Annotated in this window: 20 protein-coding genes and 1 pseudogene; 9 read left to right on the top strand and 12 right to left on the bottom strand. The window is 68.6% G+C overall.

Going from position 1 to position 17710, the window contains the following annotated elements:
* Nucleotides 1-169: 169 nt before the first annotated feature.
* From mtgA to lipB, 5 genes are all read right to left on the bottom strand, one after another.
* Nucleotides 170-868 carry a monofunctional biosynthetic peptidoglycan transglycosylase gene (gene mtgA / locus ACOFKX_RS04430; protein WP_419825870.1) on the bottom strand — a complete coding sequence of 233 codons (699 nt, stop codon included), beginning with the start codon at nt 866-868 and terminating at the stop codon, nt 170-172.
* An 89-nt stretch (nt 869-957) separates the two neighbouring features.
* Complete coding sequence (locus tag ACOFKX_RS04425) at nt 958-1812, bottom strand: manganese catalase family protein (protein ID WP_419825869.1); 855 nt, start codon at nt 1810-1812, stop codon at nt 958-960.
* Between the two features lie 172 nt (nt 1813-1984).
* The gene (locus tag ACOFKX_RS04420) at nt 1985-2662 is read right to left on the bottom strand and encodes a hypothetical protein (protein WP_419825868.1); all 678 of its coding nucleotides are present in this window, start codon (nt 2660-2662) and stop codon (nt 1985-1987) included.
* A 209-nt stretch (nt 2663-2871) separates the two neighbouring features.
* Nucleotides 2872-3153, bottom strand: a complete 282-nt coding sequence (locus ACOFKX_RS04415; protein WP_419825867.1) for a hypothetical protein — start codon at nt 3151-3153, stop codon at nt 2872-2874.
* Nucleotides 3154-3235: 82 nt separating this feature from the next.
* The gene (lipB, locus tag ACOFKX_RS04410; RefSeq protein WP_419827342.1) at nt 3236-3898 is read right to left on the bottom strand and encodes a lipoyl(octanoyl) transferase LipB; all 663 of its coding nucleotides are present in this window, start codon (nt 3896-3898) and stop codon (nt 3236-3238) included.
* A gap of 77 nt (nt 3899-3975) precedes the next feature.
* Here lipB and ACOFKX_RS04405 point away from each other — a divergent pair, with 77 nt between their 5' ends.
* The gene (locus ACOFKX_RS04405; protein WP_419825866.1) at nt 3976-4770 is read left to right on the top strand and encodes a hypothetical protein; all 795 of its coding nucleotides are present in this window, start codon (nt 3976-3978) and stop codon (nt 4768-4770) included.
* Here ACOFKX_RS04405 and ACOFKX_RS04400 read toward each other — a convergent pair.
* Complete coding sequence (locus ACOFKX_RS04400; RefSeq protein ID WP_419825865.1) at nt 4719-5333, bottom strand: GNAT family N-acetyltransferase; 615 nt, start codon at nt 5331-5333, stop codon at nt 4719-4721. The genes ACOFKX_RS04405 and ACOFKX_RS04400 overlap by 52 nt on opposite strands.
* Nucleotides 5334-5337: 4 nt before the next feature.
* Nucleotides 5338-6192, bottom strand: coding sequence for an oxygen-dependent coproporphyrinogen oxidase (gene hemF, locus ACOFKX_RS04395; RefSeq protein WP_419825864.1), 855 nt, complete (start codon nt 6190-6192; stop codon nt 5338-5340).
* Between the two features lie 210 nt (nt 6193-6402).
* Here hemF and petA point away from each other — a divergent pair, with 210 nt between their 5' ends.
* Genes petA through ACOFKX_RS04375 form a run of 4 tightly spaced genes read left to right on the top strand, consistent with a single transcriptional unit; the run spans nt 6403 to nt 9736 of the window.
* The gene (gene petA, locus ACOFKX_RS04390; RefSeq protein WP_419825863.1) at nt 6403-6993 is read left to right on the top strand and encodes a ubiquinol-cytochrome c reductase iron-sulfur subunit; all 591 of its coding nucleotides are present in this window, start codon (nt 6403-6405) and stop codon (nt 6991-6993) included.
* 10 nt (nt 6994-7003) lie between these two features.
* Nucleotides 7004-8293, top strand: a complete 1290-nt coding sequence (locus tag ACOFKX_RS04385) for a cytochrome b (RefSeq protein WP_419825862.1) — start codon at nt 7004-7006, stop codon at nt 8291-8293.
* A gap of 22 nt (nt 8294-8315) precedes the next feature.
* Nucleotides 8316-9173: a cytochrome c1 gene (locus tag ACOFKX_RS04380; RefSeq protein ID WP_419825861.1), complete on the top strand. Its 858-nt coding sequence runs from the start codon at nt 8316-8318 to the stop codon at nt 9171-9173.
* Between the two features lie 38 nt (nt 9174-9211).
* The gene (locus ACOFKX_RS04375; RefSeq protein WP_419825860.1) at nt 9212-9736 is read left to right on the top strand and encodes an adenine phosphoribosyltransferase; all 525 of its coding nucleotides are present in this window, start codon (nt 9212-9214) and stop codon (nt 9734-9736) included.
* Between the two features lie 22 nt (nt 9737-9758).
* Here ACOFKX_RS04375 and ACOFKX_RS04370 read toward each other — a convergent pair whose 3' ends face one another.
* A complete protein-coding gene (locus tag ACOFKX_RS04370) occupies nt 9759-10217 on the bottom strand; it encodes a MaoC family dehydratase (RefSeq protein ID WP_419825859.1) in 459 nt (152 codons plus the stop codon).
* A gap of 103 nt (nt 10218-10320) precedes the next feature.
* On the opposite strand from ACOFKX_RS04370, the gene ACOFKX_RS04365 reads away from it, so the two are divergent.
* Complete coding sequence (locus tag ACOFKX_RS04365; protein ID WP_419825858.1) at nt 10321-10563, top strand: hypothetical protein; 243 nt, start codon at nt 10321-10323, stop codon at nt 10561-10563.
* A gap of 75 nt (nt 10564-10638) precedes the next feature.
* On the opposite strand, the gene ychF is transcribed toward ACOFKX_RS04365, so the two are convergent.
* Nucleotides 10639-11739 (bottom strand): redox-regulated ATPase YchF, encoded by a 1101-nt coding sequence (gene ychF, locus ACOFKX_RS04360; protein WP_419825857.1) that lies wholly within the window; start codon nt 11737-11739, stop codon nt 10639-10641.
* A gap of 91 nt (nt 11740-11830) precedes the next feature.
* On the opposite strand from ychF, the gene ACOFKX_RS04355 reads away from it, so the two are divergent.
* Complete coding sequence (locus ACOFKX_RS04355; RefSeq protein WP_419825856.1) at nt 11831-12217, top strand: VOC family protein; 387 nt, start codon at nt 11831-11833, stop codon at nt 12215-12217.
* 7 nt (nt 12218-12224) lie between these two features.
* Here ACOFKX_RS04355 and pth read toward each other — a convergent pair whose 3' ends face one another.
* The 3 genes and pseudogenes from pth to ACOFKX_RS04340 form a co-directional block, all read right to left on the bottom strand.
* Nucleotides 12225-12794, bottom strand: coding sequence for an aminoacyl-tRNA hydrolase (pth, locus tag ACOFKX_RS04350; protein WP_419825855.1), 570 nt, complete (start codon nt 12792-12794; stop codon nt 12225-12227).
* Nucleotides 12795-12875: 81 nt separating this feature from the next.
* Nucleotides 12876-13500: pseudogene (locus ACOFKX_RS04345) on the bottom strand (50S ribosomal protein L25/general stress protein Ctc).
* Between the two features lie 111 nt (nt 13501-13611).
* Complete coding sequence (locus ACOFKX_RS04340) at nt 13612-14520, bottom strand: TraB/GumN family protein (RefSeq protein ID WP_419825854.1); 909 nt, start codon at nt 14518-14520, stop codon at nt 13612-13614.
* Between the two features lie 83 nt (nt 14521-14603).
* Here ACOFKX_RS04340 and ACOFKX_RS04335 point away from each other — a divergent pair, with 83 nt between their 5' ends.
* Both ACOFKX_RS04335 and glyS read left to right on the top strand, forming a co-directional pair.
* Nucleotides 14604-15500: a glycine--tRNA ligase subunit alpha gene (locus ACOFKX_RS04335; protein ID WP_419825853.1), complete on the top strand. Its 897-nt coding sequence runs from the start codon at nt 14604-14606 to the stop codon at nt 15498-15500.
* Entirely contained in the window at nt 15493-17709 is a 2217-nt protein-coding gene (glyS, locus tag ACOFKX_RS04330) for a glycine--tRNA ligase subunit beta (RefSeq protein WP_419825852.1), read from the top strand. The genes ACOFKX_RS04335 and glyS overlap by 8 nt, the downstream gene beginning before the upstream one ends.
* The last annotated feature ends 1 nt before the right edge of the window (nt 17710 follow it).

The raw sequence follows: 17710 nt of genomic DNA, 5'->3' as shown, positions 1-17710 counted from the left end.
TGATGGCCGACGACGAGGTCGCGGTGATGACGGGGTAGGCCGCCGCGACCTCCGCCGGCGTTGGGCCGCCAGGGTGTCACGCCGTCACGGTCAGGTGCGGCTCCCGCGCCGCATAGGTGCAGGTCGCACGGGCGGTTGGTCTTGCCGCCGATATAGGACGGCTCCGCGCTCATGCGAGACAGGAGTCGAGGCCTGCGCGGTGCACCGTCGGAGCGCGTGCGGCGATGCGGTTGCCGTAGCGGCGGACATAGCCCGCCGGCGACACCGCGCCACGCGACTTGGGCAGCGGGAACACGGCTGCCATGCGCGCCGCCTCGCCCGGCGTGATTCGGTTGGCGCCATGGTGGAAGTAGCGTTCCGCACCCGCTTCCACGCCATAGGTGCCAATGCCCGTCTCGATGACGTTCAGGTACATCTCCATGATCCGGCGCTTGCCCCAGAGGAGCTCGATCAGCGCGGTGAACCACGCCTCGAACGCCTTGCGGACGTACGAACGTCCCTGCCACAGGAAGACGTTCTTGGCGGTCTGCTGGCTGATCGTGGAGCCGCCGCGCAGCCGGCGGCCGCGCTGGTTGGCGGCGAAGGCGGCGCGCATCGAGTCGATGTCGAAGCCGTGATGGCGGCAGAAGCCGGCATCCTCGGCGGCGATCGCCGCACGCGGCATGGCGGGTGCGACGGCGGAGAGCGGCACCCAGGATTTGGCGATGCCGCGCCCGTCGGCGGCGTTGGCGAGCATCGTGATCGTGACCGGCGGCGGCACGAAGCGATACGCCGCGACCCACAGGACCGAGACCAGGACGAAGCCGAGCAGGAGGCGGGCCGACCAGCGCAGAAGCCGGCGGAGCAAGGAGGGGCGCGTCCGATCCATTCCGACGCCGTCTAGGACAGGTCGCGCGCCGGTTGAAGCCGCGAGCCCCGCCTCCTTCCGAGGAGGCGGGGCCCAACCGGAGGACGGCGTCAGCCGATCTGCTGCGTCTCGGCGCCGCTGTCCGCCCGCGCCGGGCCGAGCACCGGCTTCTCGCCAAGCGGCTTGTTCTGGAAGACGGTGAACTCGCCCTTCCCGTCGAGCGTCGAGCCCGACGTCCAGCGTCCCTCGGGCACGGACCCGTCGACGGCGGTGGCGTAGAAGTTGTAGTTGTTCTCCTGGTCTTCCTGCTCCTGCGGAAAGCTGTTCGGGATCGGCAAGGTGCCCTCCTGTCCGCCGAGTTCCTCCAGCACCGCCAGCCATTGCTGCTGGTGCATCGTATCGCGCGCGATCATGTAGTGGAGCATCTTCTTCATGCCGTCGTCATGCGCCGCGTTGAACAGCCGAACGGCGAGCACGCGCCCCGTGCTCTCGGCGGCGACGTTGGCATACATGTCGGCGGCGATGTTTCCGCTGGCGTAGATGTGGCTCATGTTGAACGGCACGCCGTCCGAGTCCACGGGCATGGCGGCCAGCCCGGCCGAGAGCAGGTTCTTGTGGATCATTCCCTCGATCGCGTGACGTCCGTTGCCGCCGCCCATCACCGCACCGACGATCCCGTCGGCGGCACCTTCCTCCTGGAGAGACGTGGGCGCCTTGTCGAGGTTGAGCGCGACGGCGGTCGCGAGCATCTCGATATGGCCGATCTCCTCGGTCGCGGTGTGGAGCAGCATGTCGCGATACTTCGTGGTCGGCGCGCGATTGCCCCAGGCCTGGAAGAAATACTGCATGCAGACGCGGATCTCGCCTTCCACGCCGCCGATCGCCTGCTGGAGCATGGTCGCGTAAACCGGGTCGGGCTTGTCCACGGTGACCGGATACTGCAGCCGGCTGTCATGATAGTACATCTTCGCTCTCCGCCATCAGGTGATGCCGCGTGAACGGGCGGCGCGAGCGAAAGTCGTTACAGGGCAGACGAGATGTTCCTAAAACGTGACATCAGGAAATGGCGGCAATCATTTATAATCTATGTTGTTCTTAAGTGGCAGACGCGTCGCCGGCCAGACTGTGCCGCGCTGCTTAGTCCTTGAGGCAGCGCTTCTTCAGCCGGCCCTTGCCGTCGAAGCAGTCCGGCGCATAGCCGGGGACCACGGCGCTCGCCATTTGGACGTGCGAGGTGTAGATGAGATCGCCCACCGGGGTGAGGCTGTTGCGCATCTCGCGCAGGCGATTGCGGGCCAAGTCGGCAAGGCTGCCCTTACGCGTCATCAATGCTCCCTCGCCGACGTTCGACGCCGTCTGGCAGAAGCCGATCTGCGCGTTAAGCGTGGAGAAGCTGTTGTAGGTGCGCGTGGTATACTGGTCGAACGCCGCGCCGACGGCGGCGACGCTGGTGCCCTTCGGCGCCATGCGCTTGAAGTAGGCGCCGAGCGTCTTGTAATCCTCGTTGAGTTCCTTGGCGTGGTGCGTCAGGAAGCCATTATAGTTCGGCACAGTCATCAGCGACGGCGCGAACTGGCACTGGAGCGCCGCGACGTTGAGGCCGGCGCGCAGCGTCCAGACGATGTTGGCGCGCTTCTCCGCGTCGGTCGCACCGGGCAGCGGGATAACGACGGTGGCTTCGTCGCCGGTGACGGGCGCGCCCGCGAAGTTGGGGGATTGCCAGAAGAGCTGGGCGCCCGCCGGGGTCGATCCGACGACAGCGCTCCCAAGAACCACCGCCAGCGCCACGAACCGCTGGCCATCCGCACGCACCATCACACATCCCCTCGACGCCGGTCACGCGGATCCGTCCGCCTGTCTGCCCGGAGCCGAGCGCCATTAACCATATTCCGGCGCGCTTCCAAGCGACGCTTCGACCCGCCGCCCATCCAGCCGCCGTGAAGAAGGAGCGAGGTGGCGTGCACGGCAAAAGGGCCGCCCGGTCGCCCGGACGGCCCTCACGATCCCTGACGGGGTCGCGATACTTACATCGCGTTACCGCCACCCATGGCGTTGCCGCCACCCATGGCGTTGCCCGCCATCATGTCGTTGCCGCCCATCATGGCGTTGTCGGTGGCCATGTTGCCGCCCATGTCGGTGGCGGAGGCGTCGTTGGTCATGCCGGCCGACGAATCCATCGTGTTCATGTCGGTCATGTTGGTGTCGGCGGTGGTGTTGGTGTCGTCATGCTTCGAGCAGGCGGCGATCGAGAAGGCCGCGCCGGCGATCATGGCACCCATGGTGATCTTCGAGACGATGTTGCGCATAATGGTAAACTCCCTAGCAGAGGAATGGGCCCCGTTCGGGTGTTCCCATCGGCGCGGACCTTAGACTTCGCCGCATCCAACCTCAAGCGGTTGCGGAGCCGACCGAAAGCTCGGCCAGAAAAGCCCGGAAACCTTGTTCGAGCACGGCATCGAAACCCTGCAACGTCGTCGCGGTTCCCATGGCTGCGAGACTCGTCACCGCATAATCGGCGAGGCCGCAAGGCACGATTCCCGAGAAGTGCGCCAGATCGGGGGCGACGTTCACCGAAAAGCCGTGGAACGTCACCCAGCGCCGCACGCGCACGCCGATCGCGCCGATCTTGGCCTCGCGCCCGCCTGGGTCGTCGGTCCAGATGCCGATGCGGCCTTCGGCGGTGCGCGCGGGCGTGCCGAGCCTCGCCAGCGTCGCGATCAGCCAGCGTTCGAGCGAGTGCACGTAGCGGCGCACGTCACGCCCCCGCGCCGCGAGATCGAGCATGACGTAGCCGACGCGCTGGCCTGGCCCGTGATAGGTGTAGCGGCCGCCGCGCCCCGCCACGAACACCGGGAAGCGATCGGGAGCGGTGAGTTCGGCGGGCGCCGCGCTGGTGCCGGCGGTGTAGAGCGGCGGATGCTCGACCAGCCAGACGAGCTCGGGCGCGGTGCCCTCGCGGATGGCCTCGGCACGGGCTTCCATCGCCGCCAGCGTCTCGGGGTAGGGGGCGAGGCCGGGCTCCACCCGCCACTCGATCGCGTGCGCGTCCATCACCGTAGAGATGGCGCCGGCGGCGGGGTGGATCAAGCCGGCTCGACGGCGGCCGCCCCCGTGCTACAGGCGCGAGGATGCACGACAGGATCTCGCTCGGCGCGTTGTGGGAGGAGACCGCCGCCTTCGTTCGCGCGGAAGCGCAGCTCCTCCTGCCGGTGGCGTTCACGGGGTTCGGCCTACCGCCCATCCTGATGGAGCTCGCCATGCCCGATCCGGCTATGTTGGGCGCACAGCTGGTGGTGGGACCGTGGATGTGGGGCTTCATCCCCTACGCGCTCGTCAATATCGTCGCGTCGGTCTCCGTGTCCGCCTTGGCGCTGCGGCCGGGTGTCAGCGTGCGCGAGGCGATCGGCGGCGGCCTGCGCGCGCTGCCCGTCGGCGTCCTCCTCGTCCTGCTCGGGCTGGGCGCGCTCGCCGGGCTGACGGTGGTGGCCTCGGTGGCGGCGGGCGTCGAGCAGTCGGTCGGCGGCCGCCCCGGGCCGGTGTTCGTGCTGGCGCTGCTCGGCTGCTTCGTGGCGGTGATCGCGACGGCGGTGCGCGTGCTGCCGCTGTGGGCGGTGCTGGCGCAGGGCAGCCGGCGGCCGCTCCCGACGCTGGCGCGCGCGCTCGCGCTCACGAAGCGCGCCTATCTCCTGCTCCTGTTGCTGCGCGTGGTGGCGTGGTTGGCGCAGGTGCTCACCATGTTCGTGCTGCTGATGCCCATCGCGGTGGTGCTGAGCCTGATCGGCTGGGCGACCGGCGCGCGCCACGTGGCCGAGGCGTTGACTCTGGTGTCCGGCGGGGCGGTCGTCGCCGTCGTGATGATGGTGTGGACGGTCTACGTCGCGCGGCTGACGCGGCGGCTGGAATCCTCGATCAGCGGGACGTGAGGCGCGGCGTCGCGCGGCAGCACGCCGGCCAGGCGCGGATCGGCGAAGCTCTCCACCGCGCGGGCGTAGGGCCGGAAGCCGGACGCCACGTAGAAGCCAAGTGCGTGGGGATGATCGAGCGTGCAGGTGTGCACCCACATCCGCTCGACGCCGGCGCGCCAGCCGAGCGCCAGCGCGTGGGCCATCAGCCAGCGGCCGACGCCGCGCCCGGTGAGTTCGGGCACCAGGCCGAAGAAGGAGAGTTCGCACGCGTTCGCCTCACGGAAGTCGAGCTCCAGCATGCCGAGCTCGACGCCCGCCGCGTCGACGACGGCGTGGAGCTCGACCGCGGGATCGTCGAGGATCGCGGCCAGCGCATCGTCCGCCATGACCAGCCGCGAGAACCACAGCCACGGTGCGCCCACCCGCCGGAACAGCGCCCGATAGCGCGCCGGCGCGGGCGCACGCCAGTGATCGAGACGAAAGGGGGAGGCGGGCAGCGGACGCGGCCGGGGCCGCTCGCGCATCTCCAGCGCGGTCACGATCGTGGCGACTTCGCCCGGCTCGACGCGGGTCAGCGGCACGCGCTCACTCCCAGATCGCGCGGGGCGGCAGGCTCATCAGGATGGCGTCGATGTTGCCGCCGGTCTTGAGCCCGAACAAGGTTCCACGGTCGTGGACGAGGTTGAACTCGGCATAGCGGCCGCGCCAGGCCAGCATCCGCCGCTCGTCCTCGGGCGTGAACGGCGTCGCCAGCCTCCGCCGCACGATCTCCGGGTAGATGGCCAGGAACGCCTCGCCCACCGCGCGGGTGAAGGCGAAGGCGGGTTGGAACGCGTCGCCGTCGGCGGGCAGGTGGTCGTAGAAGATGCCGCCCGCGCCGCGCGGCACGCCGCGGTGGGGGATGAAGAAATACTCCTCCGCCCATTCCGAGAAGCGCGGATAGTCGCCGACCGGCGCGTGCGCGTCGCACGCCCGGCGCAAGGCGGCGTGGAAGTCGGCGGTATCCGCGGCATAGGGCAGCGGCGGGTTGAGGTCCGCGCCGCCGCCGAACCAGCGTTTGGTGGTCGAGAGGAAGCGCGTGTTCATGTGGACGGCGGGCGCGTGCGGGTTCGCCATGTGCGCGACGAGGCTGATGCCCGTCGCGGTGAAGCGCGGATCCTCGCCCGCGCCGTGGATGGTGCGGGCGAAATCGCCTTCGAGCGTGCCGCCGACGGTGGAGACGTTGACGCCGACTTTCTCGAACACGGAACCCTTCATCAGCCCGCGTGTCCCGCCGCCGCCGGGCACGCCGGAGGGATCGATGCGCTGCCACGGCGTGTAGCCGAACACGGCATCCGAGCCGTTCTCGCGCTCGATAGCCTCGAATGCGGCGCAGATGCGGTCGCGCAAGCCCTCGAACCAGGCGCGCGCGGCCCGTGTCTCCTCGTCGACGCCGTCCATGAGCGAAGGCCGCTAGGCCAGGGCGGGGCCGCGATGCAAGCCGCTCGCATCCGCGGCAAAATGACGGTTGGCAAATGCTCCGGGCGGACGCTATCAGGCCTCCCGCGCGTCCCGGGCAGGCACCGGGGGGGCGCCCGCCCGTGGGGGGCGTCGGGGCACTACCGTCGTCACCTTTCACCGGGCGCATGTTGAACGGCCGAGGGCTTCTGGATGGCGACGCTTGAGACTGTGGACGATCCCAACCAGCACCCGCCCGTCATCGGCGGCGACGAGGAGGGGCAGGGCGTCCGCCGTCGCGATTTCCTCAACATCGCGGCGGTGAGCTTCGCGGGCGTCGGCGCGGCCGCCGTCGTGATCCCGCTCGTCAACCAGATGAATCCCTCCGCCGACGTGCTCGCGCTCGCCTCGGTCGAGGTCGACATCTCCAAGGTTCAGCCGGGGCAGGGTATCAAGCTCTCCTGGCGCAAGCAGCCGGTGTTCGTGCGCAATCTCACCCCCAAGGAGGTGCAGGAGGCGAACGCGGTCCAGGTGTCGTCGCTGCGCGATCCGCAGACGCTGGCTGACCGCACCAAGCCCGGCAAGCAGAACTGGCTGGTCACGCTGGGCGTTTGCACGCACCTGGGTTGCGTGCCGCTGGGCATCGCCGAGGGCGAGAATCGCGGGCCCTATGGCGGCTATTTCTGCCCGTGCCACGGCTCGATGTACGATACCGCCGCGCGCATTCGGCAGGGGCCGGCGCCGAAAAACCTCGTTGTCCCCGAATACGCCTTCAAGTCCGCCACCACGATCCAGATCGGTTGAGGTTTAAGCGATGAGTTTCCCCTGGGCCGAGCATTATCAGCCGAAGCAGCCGCTGATGCGGTGGCTGGACGAGAAGCTGCCGATCCCGCGCCTCGTCTACAACGCGGTGGGCGTCGGCTATCCGGTGCCGCGCAACCTCAACTATTTCTGGAACTTCGGCATCCTCGCAGGCGCCGCGCTCGGCATCCAGATCATTACCGGCATCGTGCTGGCCATGCACTATGCCGCCAATGCCACCGTCGCGTTCGAGAGCGTCGAGCACATCATGCGCGACGTCAATCAGGGCTGGCTGCTCCGCTACGCCCACGCCAACGGTGCGAGCTTCTTCTTCATCGTCGTCTACATCCACATCTTCCGTGGTCTGTACTACGGATCCTACAAGGCGCCGCGCGAGATGGTGTGGCTGCTCGGCGTCGTCATCTTCCTGCTGATGATGGCCACCGCCTTCATGGGCTATGTGCTGCCATGGGGCCAGATGAGCTTCTGGGGCGCGCAGGTCATCACCGGCTTTTTCTCGGCCATCCCGCTGATCGGCGAGCCGCTGCGCGAGTTGCTGCTCGGCGGCTACGCGCCGGACAATGATGCCCTCAATCGCTTCTTCTCGCTGCACTATCTCCTGCCGTTCGTAACCGCGGCGGTGATCGTGCTGCACATTTGGGCGCTGCACATCCCAGGCTCCAACAACCCGGCGGGCATCGACGTGAAGGGGCCGGCGGACACTGTGCCCTTCCATCCTTACTATACCGCGAAGGACGGGTTCGGGCTGGGCGTGTTCCTGACGCTCTACGCGATCGTCATGTTCTTCGCGCCCAACCTGCTCGGCCACCCGGACAACTACATCCCGGCCAACCCGCTATCGACGCCGGCGCACATCGTGCCGGAATGGTACTTCCTGCCCTTTTACGCGATCCTCAAGGCGTTCACGCTCAACTTCCTGTGGATACCGGCGAAGCTGTGGGGCGTGATGGCGATGTTCGGATCGATCCTGCTGCTGTTCTTCCTGCCGTGGATCGATCGCTCGCCGGTGCGCTCCACCAACTATCGTCCGCTCTACCGCTGGTTCTTCTGGGCGCTGGTGGTGGACGTGCTGTTGCTCGGCTATCTCGGTCAGGCGCATCCCAGCAACGCGACGGTGCTGCTGAGCCAGCTCTGCGCTGGCTATTACTTCGCGCACTTTCTCATCATCCTGCCGCTCGTCTCGCACTTCGAGACGCCGCTGCCGCTGCCCAACTCGATCTCCGAGTCTGTGCTGCACGGCGAGAAGGCAGAGTCCGCGCCGTACGGCCTCGCAGCCGCCTGAGCCTCCGGGGGACTTACCAGACATGCTCCGCTTCTTCGGCCCGCTCATCGCGCCCATCATCGGCCTGGCCTTCGTGACGGCGCTGCTGTGCGCGATCCTCTTTACGCCGCATGAGGCGGAGCAGACGCTCGTCACCGCCAGCGTCCACGACGGCGGCTATCACCTCGAGCCGCGTGAGATCCACTACAGCTTCGATGGCCCCTTCGGCCGCTACGACAACGAGCAGCTCCAGCGCGGCTTCCAGGTCTACAAGGAGGTCTGCTCGGCCTGCCACTCGATGGAGCGCGTGGCGTTCAAGGATCTGGAGCAGATCGGGTTCACCAAGCCCGAGGTGAAGGCACTCGCCAAGGGCTGGGCCACCGAGCAGCCGTCGGTGAACCCCGACACCGGCGAGCCGGCGGGGCGCAAGTCGCTGCCGTCGGATTTCATCCCCGGTCCCTACGCCAACGAGACCGCCGCCCGCGCCGCCAACAACAACGCGTTGCCGCCGGACATGAGCCTGCTCGCCAAGGCGCGCGAGGGCGGCCCCGCCTACATCCACTCGCTGGTGACGGGCTATCGGCCGGTGCCCGCAGACATCAAGAAGAAGTTCCCGGACTTCACGGTGCCCACGGGCCTGCACTACAACCCCTATTTCGCGAACCTCAACATCGCGATGCCGCCGCCGCTCGCCGCCGACGGACAGGTGACCTACGCCGATGGCACGAAGGCGACGATCGACCAGATGGCGACCGACGTTTCCGCCTTCCTGATGTGGGCGGCCGAACCCAAGCTCGACAACCGCAAGCGCACGGGATCGGCGGTGGTCGTCTACCTGCTGCTCGCCACCGCGCTCGCCTACATGGCGTATCGCAACATCTGGGCGGGCAAGAAGCACTGAGCGGCGACGCTCCGGCGGCACCGGGCGCGGCGGGGGGCGTGGACCTCGCCGCGCTGATCCGCACCATCCCGGACTTTCCCAAGCCGGGCATCCAGTTCCGCGACGTCACCACGCTGCTGCTCGATCCGCACGGCTTCGGGCAGACGGTGGCGCGCCTCTCGGCGCAGGCGCCGGCCGGCATCGACCTCGTGGCGGGGATCGAGGCGCGCGGCTTCGTCTTCGCCAGCGCGATCGCGCGCGAGCTCGGGCGCGGGCTGCTGCTGATCCGCAAGGACGGCAAGCTGCCGGGCGCGACCGTCGGTGTCGACTACGCGCTCGAATATGGCACCGACCGGATCGAGATGCACGCCGACGCGTGCGTGCCCGGCCAGCGCGTGTGGCTGATCGACGACCTCATCGCCACCGGCGGCACCGCCAGCGCCGCCGTCCGCCTGATCCGCGAAGCGGGCGGCGTGGTGGCGGGCGCGGGCTTCGTCATCGATCTGTCCGATCTCGGCGGTGCCGCGCGGCTCTTGAACGACGGCGTGCCCGTCGCGACGCTCGTGGCGTTCGCCGGGTACTGAGCGCCACGCGGGCGACCTCGCGTCAGGCTTCGTCGCGCGTTCGATAGAGGACGATCGGCTCCTGCACCATCACCGGCTCGTCATGCTGGTTGAGGACGGTGAGCCGCGAGCGGACCGAACCGGTGCCGGGCCGCTTCGATGACCGCCGCACCTCCAGCACCTCCGTCTCGCACCGCAGCGTGTCGCCGGGATGCACGGGCTTCACCCAGCGCAGAGTGTCGATGCCGACCGCGCCCAGGCTGCCCGCGCCGTCGGGATCGCGGGCGCGGCCTTCTTCCACCACCATCGCCATCGCCATGGCGCAGGTGTGCCAGCCGCTCGCCGCCAGTCGGCCGAAGTGGGTCGCTGCGGCGGCGTCGTCATCGAGATGGAAGGGTTGCGGATCATAGGCCCGTGCGAACGCCACCACCTCCTCGCGCGACACGTCGTAGCGCCCGAACGCCACGCGATCGCCCACCGCGAAATCTTCCAGCCACGGCATTTCCGTCTCCTCGCGACACAATCGGTGCAACGCGCAAACGGGCCCCGCGGAACCGGGCGGGCGCTTCCCTGTTCGTTACAGCTTCACAACGAGGAGCATGGCGGTGGCCGATATTCACACCAGCGACATTCCGGACGGCACGCACACCACGGTAATCGAGAAGAGCGGCGGCGGCACCGCGCTGATCGCGATCGTGCTGCTGATCGCGGTGCTGATCGGCGGCTACTACCTGTTCTCGACGATGGGCGCGACCAATTCGAAGAACAACGCCGTCGCCGGCGCGGCCAAGAGCGTCGGATCGGCCGCTGACAAGGTGGGCGACGCGGCCGGCGGATCGGGCAAGTAAGGCATCCGTTCGGAGGCGCTGCCCGGCGCGGCGCCTCCCATCCGCGGCCCTCTCGGGACTGGGAGAGGCCGGCGGTCAGACGTTGAAGCGGAACAGCATCACGTCGCCGTCCTGAACCCCATAGTCCTTGCCTTCGGAGCGGAGCCTGCCGGCCTCGCGCGCGCCGGCCTCGCCGCGGCAGGCGACGTAATCGTCGTAGCCGATGGTCTCCGCGCGAATGAAGCCGCGCTCAAAATCCGAGTGGATGGCGCCCGCCGCCTGGGGAGCGCGCGCGCCGCTGGGAATGGTCCAGGCGCGCGTCTCCTTCGGCCCGCAGGTGAAGAATGTGATGAGGTCGAGCAGCGCATAGCCGGCGCGGACCACGCGGGCGAGGCCGGTCTCGGCGAGGCCGAGATCCGATAGGAATTCGGCGCGCTCGTCGGGCGTCATGGTCGCGATCTCGGCCTCGATCGCGGCCGACACGACCACCGCCTGCGCGCCCTCCGCTGCGGCCCTCTCGAACACGCGCGCGGATTGCGTGTTGCCCGCCGCCGCCGAGCCCTCCTCGACGTTGCAGACGTAGAGCACGGGCTTGCCGGTGAGTAGCTGCGCCTGCTCGAACAGCCGCGCCGCCTCCGGATCGATGGGGCGGCCGAGCCGCGCGGGCTTCCCCTCGCGCAGCAGGTCGAGAACCGGAGCGAGGACGGCCGCCTGCGCCTTTGCTTCCTTGTCGCCGCCGGTGCCCTTCTTGAGGAGCGCGGGCACGCGGCGCTCCAGGCTGTCGAGATCGGCGAGCATCAGCTCGGTCTCCACCGTCTCGGCGTCGGCGATCGGATCGATGCGGCCCTCGACGTGCGTCACGTCGTCATCCTCGAAGCAGCGCAGCACGTGGACGATCGCGTCGACCTCGCGGATGTTGGCGAGGAACTGGTTCCCGAGGCCCTCGCCCTTGGACGCGCCGCGCACCAGCCCGGCGATATCGACGAAGCCGAGCTGCGTCTCGATGGTCTTGGCCGATCCGGCGATCTCGGCCAGCGCCTGAACGCGCGGGTCCGGCACCGCGACCTGCCCGACATTGGGTTCGATCGTGCAGAAGGGATAGTTGGCGGCCTGGGCGGCCGCCGTCTCGGTCAGCGCGTTGAAGAGCGTCGACTTCCCAACATTGGGCAGGCCGACGATGCCGCAGCGGAAACCCATGCTTGACTCCGAGTGGGGAAGGGAGCCGGTTAGGAGCGTCGGCGCCCAAACGCCACCCCCGCGGACGGCACGCTGCGAAGGAGCTTTGGCGATGGGCGTGCTGGGGATCGGCGGCCTGTTCTTCCGCGCACGCGATCCGCAGGCGCTCGCGGCGTGGTATGCCACGCATCTTGGCATCGGCGCAGGGCTGGTGGCGGACGGAGCAGGTCCCGTGCAGCCCTGGAGCTGGGTCGCGTGGGGAGGGCCGGTGGTGTTCGCACCCTTCCCGACTGACAGCGATTATTTCGCGGCGGACAAGGCACTCATGCTCAACCTGCGCGTCGATGGAGTGGAGGCATTGACCGCGTCGCTGCATGACGCCGGCGTGACGGTGGAGACCCGCGCCGAGTGGAATACGCCCGAGACAGGCCGCTTCGCCCGGATCCATGATCCCGAGGGCAATCCGATCGAGCTGTGGGAGTCTCCCGCCGCGTCGTGAGCGACGCTCAACCCTGCAAGCGTAGCGCTACCTCGTTCATGAAGCGCGCGTCCTCGCCTGCCGCAAGGCGCTCCGCCTCCGCCGTGACCGCGCCGAGCATGTCCGTGAGCGGCTCCATCTCGGCCTTGGCGTAGTTTCCGAGCACGTAGCCGGTCACGCGATCCTTGTGGCCGGGATGGCCGATGCCGAACCGGACGCGGCGGTAATCCTGCCCGACCAGCCTGTCGATCGAGCGCAGCCCATTATGGCCCGCCGCGCCGCCGCCGACCTTTGTCTTGACCTTGAAGGGAGCGAGATCGAGTTCGTCGTGAAAGGCGGTGAGGGCGGTGAGCTCGAGCTTGTAGAAGCGCATCGCCTCGCCGACCGACAATCCGCTGTCGTTCATGTAGGTAGCGGGCTTCAACAGCAGCACGCGCGCGGCGCCGACCCGGCCGAGCGCGATCTGGCCCCGAAACTGACGGCGCCAGGGATCGAAGCGATGGGCTTCGGCGATCGCATCGACCGCCATGAAGCCCACATTATGGCGCTGGAGCGCGTGCTCCGCGCCCGGATTGCCGAGGCCGACCCAGATCTGCATCGGATGCTCGCTTCCTTCCCGCTCTCCGGGCGAAGTCGAAGGCTGGAATTCGACTTCGCCCGGAATGTGCGTGGAGGAAGGTTACTCGCCGGCCACTTCGCCCTCGGCCTCGCCGGCATCGCCTTCCTGGCTCTTGAGCGCGGAGGGCGCAGTGATCGTTGCTACCGTGAAGTCGCGATCGTCGATCGCCGGCCTGGCGCCCGCCGGCAGCGCGACCGCCGAAATGTGGATCGAGTCGCCGACCTCGGAGCCGGTCAGATCGACGACGATCTGATCGGGGATCTCGGCGGCGTCGACGACCAGCTCGATCTCATGCTTGATAATCGAGAGCACGCCACCGCGCTTGATGCCGGGCGATCCCTCCTCGTTCTCGAACACCAGCGGCACGTTGACGTGGACCGTCGAGTGCTCGCCGATGCGCAGGAAGTCGACGTGCAGCGGGCGATCGGTGACCGGATGGAGCTGAACGTCCTTGGGCAGCGTGCGCGTCGCGGCGCCGCCGGCGTCGATCATCACCACCGAGTTCATGAAGTGGCCGGTGCCGAGCGCCCGCATGAGCTCGCGCTCGTTGACGCTGATCGTCTCGGGTTCCTTTCTTGTCGCCGTAGATCACGGCGGGCACGCGTCCTTCACGGCGCAGGTGACGGGAGGCTCCCTTGCCAGCCCGATCGCGCGGCTCGGCGGACAGCGTCAGCTGATCGCTCATCGCTTATGTTCCTTCTCAGATGACGCCGCGCAAGCCTCCAGGGATGACCCTGCCCGGCGGCGCGCGGTTACGGGATAGGGGCGGCGTTGGCAAGGGCGCGCCGCCCTGCCGTTACTGTACCCGCACCGGGTGAAGCCCGCGCTTCCTCAGGTCCGCCAGCACCGACTGAGCGCCGACGAGGTGTCCGGCACCGACGGCGACGAACTGCGTGCCCGGCCGCCTGAGCCGATCGAGCAGGAGCTGCGCCCAACGCTTGTTGCGCCGCGCGAGCAGCACGGTGGCGAGCGCGTCGTTGGCCTTCATGTCCTGATCGAAGCTCTGCTGGATGCCGCGTTCGTTGCCGTGGCTCCACGCGGTCAGCATCCGGCCGAAGTCGGCGGCGTCGCGGCCGTCGTCGGAGAGCACGCCGACAAGGAATTCACGCTGCTGCGCCTCCGTCATCGTATCGAAGAAGCCGAGCTGCTGGTCCAGCGTCTCCAGCCCCTCGATCGGCTTGCCGGCGGACGCGAACTGCGCCTTGAGCTGCTCCTCGACGCCGTCGGCGGAACTGACGCCGAGCCCCTGCACGTTGACGCCGAACAGCACCATCGCCGCCGCCCACGTCTTGAACCCGTCCAGTGTGCCCGCCGGCCAGCCCGATTTCGCTACCATCGCCTTCAGCGCGGCACGGCGGCGGGGCGGCACGCGATCGGCGAGCGGGGGCAGCGGACGGTCGGCGCGGCCGAGCCGGTACAGCGCCTCGGCGGACGCCTTGCCGTCGCGGTCGATCACCGCTTCCAGCACCAGCCGGTCCGCGTGCGCGATCACGAAGCGGAGCGCCGGCGTCTCCCACTCGATATGCGGGGGCAGCGCGTGGATCGTCCCGAACAGCCAGATCGTGGTGTCGCGATCGCGCAGCCGCCACAGCGCCGGGCGCATCGCCGCCGGCGCCCGCGCCTCCGCAGCCCATCCCGCCGCGCCGCCGAGCTGGGCGAGCGCGAGCAAGGCGGCGAGGACGCCGCGCAGGCGGGGGTGGAGCATCTTATGATCCCTACAGGGCGGCCGCCGCCGCGCAAGGCCTTCGCTTGACCCTCGGCGCGGCCGCCGCCTAGGGCCGCTCCATCATGCCCGACGCGCCCCTGAGCTTCCAGCGACTGATCCTGACGCTGCACGACTATTGGGCGGCGCGCGGCTGCGCCATCCTCCAGCCCTATGACATGGAGATGGGGGCGGGCACCTTCCACCCGGCCACCACGCTGCGCGCGCTCGGACCCAAGCCGTGGCGCGCCGCTTATGTCCAGCCGTCGCGGCGTCCGACTGACGGTCGCTATGGCGAGAATCCCAACCGGCTCGGCCACTATTATCAGTATCAGGTGGTGCTGAAGCCTTCGCCCGCCGACCTTCAGCAGCTTTACCTGGGCTCGCTCGCCGCCATCGGCATCGACTTTACATTGCACGACATCCGCTTCGTCGAGGACGATTGGGAGAGCCCCACGCTGGGCGCTTGGGGGCTCGGCTGGGAAGTGTGGTGCGACGGCATGGAGGTGACGCAGTTCACCTACTTCCAGCAGGTCGGCGGCTTCGATTGCAAGCCGGTGACGGGAGAGCTCACCTACGGGCTGGAGCGGCTGGCCATGTACATCCAGGGCGTCGACAACGTGTACGACCTCGCCTTCAACGACGCTCCGTTGGGACAGGGGGGCGTCTCCTACGGCGACGTGTTCCTGGAGAACGAGCGCCAGCTGTCGGCCTATAGCTTCGAGGTGGCGGACACCGACGGGCTGTTCGACGGCTTTCGCAAGGCCGAGGCGGAGAGCGCGCGCTGCCTCGCCGCGAACTTGCCGATCCCCGCCTACGAGCAGGCGATCAAGGCCAGCCACCAGTTCAACCTGCTTCAGGCGCGGGGCGTGATCTCCGTTGCCGAGCGTGCCTCCTACATCGGCCGCGTCCGCGATCTCGCCAAGGGCGCGTGCGCGGGCTGGATGGAGAAGAACGGGTGGCTGGAGCCGGCCCGTGGCTGATTTCCTCGTCGAACTCCTCTCGGAGGAGATCCCCGCGCGGATGCAGGACAAGGCGGCGGCCGACCTGCGCCGGCTGTTCGAGGCGGAGATCGCGCGCGCCGGGCTGAAGGCGGCGACGATCGAGACGTTCGCGGGGCCGCGCCGACTGGCGCTGCTCGCTCGCGGGCTGCCGGCGGCGACCGAGCCCGTATCGGAGGAGCTGAAGGGCCCGCGCGCCGACGCGCCCGAACAGGCGATTGCCGGCTTCCTCGGCAAGACGGGGCTCGCGCGCGAGGATCTCGTCGAGCGCGTCGACGCGAAGGGCCATGCCGTGCTGTTCGCGGTGAAGGCGACGCCGGGCCGCCCCGCCGCCGAGGTGCTGGCCGACGCCGTGCCCGCGATGGTACGCGGCTTCCCGTGGCCGAAGTCGATGCGCTGGGGCGCGGCGTCGGCGTCGAGCGAGAGCCCGCGCTGGGTGCGGCCGCTGCAGGGCATCGTGGCGCTGCTCGACGAGGCGGTGGTGCCCTGCGAGGCTGCGGGCATCGCGAGCGGGCGCGAGACGGCGGGCCACCGCTTCCTGTCGTCGGGCGCGGTGACGATCGCGCGCGCGGCCGATTACGCGGCGACGCTGCGCGCGGCGCACGTCATCGTCGGTGCCGCCGAGCGGCAGGCGATAGTGCGCGACGGCGCGCGGGCGGCGGCTTCGACGGCGGGGCTGGCGCTCGTCGAGGACGAGGGGCTGGTCGCCGAGAATGCGGGGCTCACCGAGTGGCCGGTGCCGCTGCTCGGCCGCTTCGACCCCGCCTATCTCGACGTACCGCGTGAGGTGATCCAGCTTACCATGCGCACCAACCAGAAATATTTCGCCTGTACCGATGCGGCGGACGCGTTGGCCCCGGCTTTCGTCTGCACCGCCAACATCGAGGCGACGGACGGCGGCGCGGCGATCGTGGCGGGCAATGCGCGGGTGCTGACGGCACGCTTGTCCGACGCCCGCTTTTTCTGGGAACAGGACTTGAAGGTGCCGCTCGCCGAGCGCGCCACCAAGCTGTCCGGCATCGTCTTTCACGAGAAGCTCGGCACCGTCGCCGACAAGGTCGAGCGCGTCGCCAAGCTCGCCGAGTGGCTGGCGAGCGAGGGCATCGTGCCGGGCTGCGACCCCGCGCTCGCCCGGCGGGCGGCGGAGCTGTGCAAGGCCGATCTCGTCACCGGCATGGTCGGCGAGTTCCCCGAGCTGCAAGGCACGATCGGCGGCTACCTCGCCGCCGCGCAGGGCGAGCCGCCGGAAGTCGCCGCCGCGATCCGCGACCATTACAAGCCCGTCGGTCAGAGCGACGAGGTGCCGATCGCGCCGGTCACGGTGGCGGTGTCGCTGGCGGATAAGTTGGACAGTCTACTGGCATTTCTTTTCGGCCAAGAAGGTGCGACAGGATCTAAAGACCCGTTTGCTCTTCGTCGTCTGGCTCTCGGATACTTTCGAGTTTGGCGGAACGCTGGAATTAGAGGAAGTGTTCTTCTCGTTATGCGCGAAGCGTTCTGCTTAGTCGTAGGATCGATAGCTCGCTCTCACAATGCAACGAAGCTGGATGAAATTAGCGGCCGCAACGCGTTCCTAGGAGAAACGGTACTTGCAAGTTGGCCGCAAGCCGTTCTGTTCGATAATTTAAGTGTCAGGATAGATGTTTTATCCTACCGAGCAGATGCCGTTCGAGCTGCTTTTGAGTTCGTTTATGACCGCCTCAAGGTCCAGCAGCGCGAGGCGGGCGTCCGGCACGACCTCATCGACGCGGTGTTCGCGCTCGGCGGTGAGGACGATCTCGTCCGGCTTCTTGAGCGGGTAAGGGCGTTGCAGGCGTTCCTCGCCAGCGAGGACGGGGCGAACCTGCTCGTGGGTTACAGGCGCGCCGCCAACATCCTGCGTGCCGAGGCGAAGAAGGGCACCGAGGCGGCTGAGTTCGCAGGCTTTTCCTATCAGCCCGATCCCGCCGAGCTGGCGCTTGCCGAGGCGCTCGACCGTCAATTGCCGCTCGCCACCGCTGCCCTCGCCGAGGAGCGGTTCGAGGCGGCGATGACGGCGCTCGCCGCCTTGCGCGCTCCGATCGATCGCTTCTTCGATAAGGTCACCGTCAACGCCGATGACCCGGATCGGCGCAGCGCCCGGCTCGCGCTGCTTGCGCGGCTCGTTGCTGCGACGCACAACGTCGCGGACTTCTCGAAGATAGAGGGCTGAC

The sequence above is a fragment of the Sphingomonas sp. genome (assembly GCF_965200105.1).
Taxonomy (GTDB): domain Bacteria; phylum Pseudomonadota; class Alphaproteobacteria; order Sphingomonadales; family Sphingomonadaceae; genus Solisphingomonas.
This window is presented reverse-complemented; position numbering and strand designations above follow the sequence as displayed.

Bases quoted from the DNA above. Each gene is read 5' to 3' on its own strand.
- mtgA (WP_419825870.1), bottom strand. From the start codon at position 868: ATGGATCGGACGCGCCCCTCCTTGCTCCGCCGGCTTCTGCGCTGGTCG.
- ACOFKX_RS04425 (WP_419825869.1), bottom strand. From the start codon at position 1,812: ATGTACTATCATGACAGCCGGCTGCAGTATCCGGTCACCGTGGACAAG.
- ACOFKX_RS04420 (WP_419825868.1), bottom strand. From the start codon at position 2,662: ATGGTGCGTGCGGATGGCCAGCGGTTCGTGGCGCTGGCGGTGGTTCTT.
- ACOFKX_RS04415 (WP_419825867.1), bottom strand. From the start codon at position 3,153: ATGCGCAACATCGTCTCGAAGATCACCATGGGTGCCATGATCGCCGGC.
- lipB (WP_419827342.1), bottom strand. From the start codon at position 3,898: ATGGACGCGCACGCGATCGAGTGGCGGGTGGAGCCCGGCCTCGCCCCC.
- ACOFKX_RS04405 (WP_419825866.1), top strand. From the start codon at position 3,976: ATGCACGACAGGATCTCGCTCGGCGCGTTGTGGGAGGAGACCGCCGCC.
- hemF (WP_419825864.1), bottom strand. From the start codon at position 6,192: ATGGACGGCGTCGACGAGGAGACACGGGCCGCGCGCGCCTGGTTCGAG.
- petA (WP_419825863.1), top strand. From the start codon at position 6,403: ATGGCGACGCTTGAGACTGTGGACGATCCCAACCAGCACCCGCCCGTC.
- ACOFKX_RS04385 (WP_419825862.1), top strand. From the start codon at position 7,004: ATGAGTTTCCCCTGGGCCGAGCATTATCAGCCGAAGCAGCCGCTGATG.
- ACOFKX_RS04380 (WP_419825861.1), top strand. From the start codon at position 8,316: ATGCTCCGCTTCTTCGGCCCGCTCATCGCGCCCATCATCGGCCTGGCC.
- ACOFKX_RS04370 (WP_419825859.1), bottom strand. From the start codon at position 10,217: ATGCCGTGGCTGGAAGATTTCGCGGTGGGCGATCGCGTGGCGTTCGGG.
- ychF (WP_419825857.1), bottom strand. From the start codon at position 11,739: ATGGGTTTCCGCTGCGGCATCGTCGGCCTGCCCAATGTTGGGAAGTCG.
- ACOFKX_RS04355 (WP_419825856.1), top strand. From the start codon at position 11,831: ATGGGCGTGCTGGGGATCGGCGGCCTGTTCTTCCGCGCACGCGATCCG.
- pth (WP_419825855.1), bottom strand. From the start codon at position 12,794: ATGCAGATCTGGGTCGGCCTCGGCAATCCGGGCGCGGAGCACGCGCTC.
- ACOFKX_RS04340 (WP_419825854.1), bottom strand. From the start codon at position 14,520: ATGCTCCACCCCCGCCTGCGCGGCGTCCTCGCCGCCTTGCTCGCGCTC.
- ACOFKX_RS04335 (WP_419825853.1), top strand. From the start codon at position 14,604: ATGCCCGACGCGCCCCTGAGCTTCCAGCGACTGATCCTGACGCTGCAC.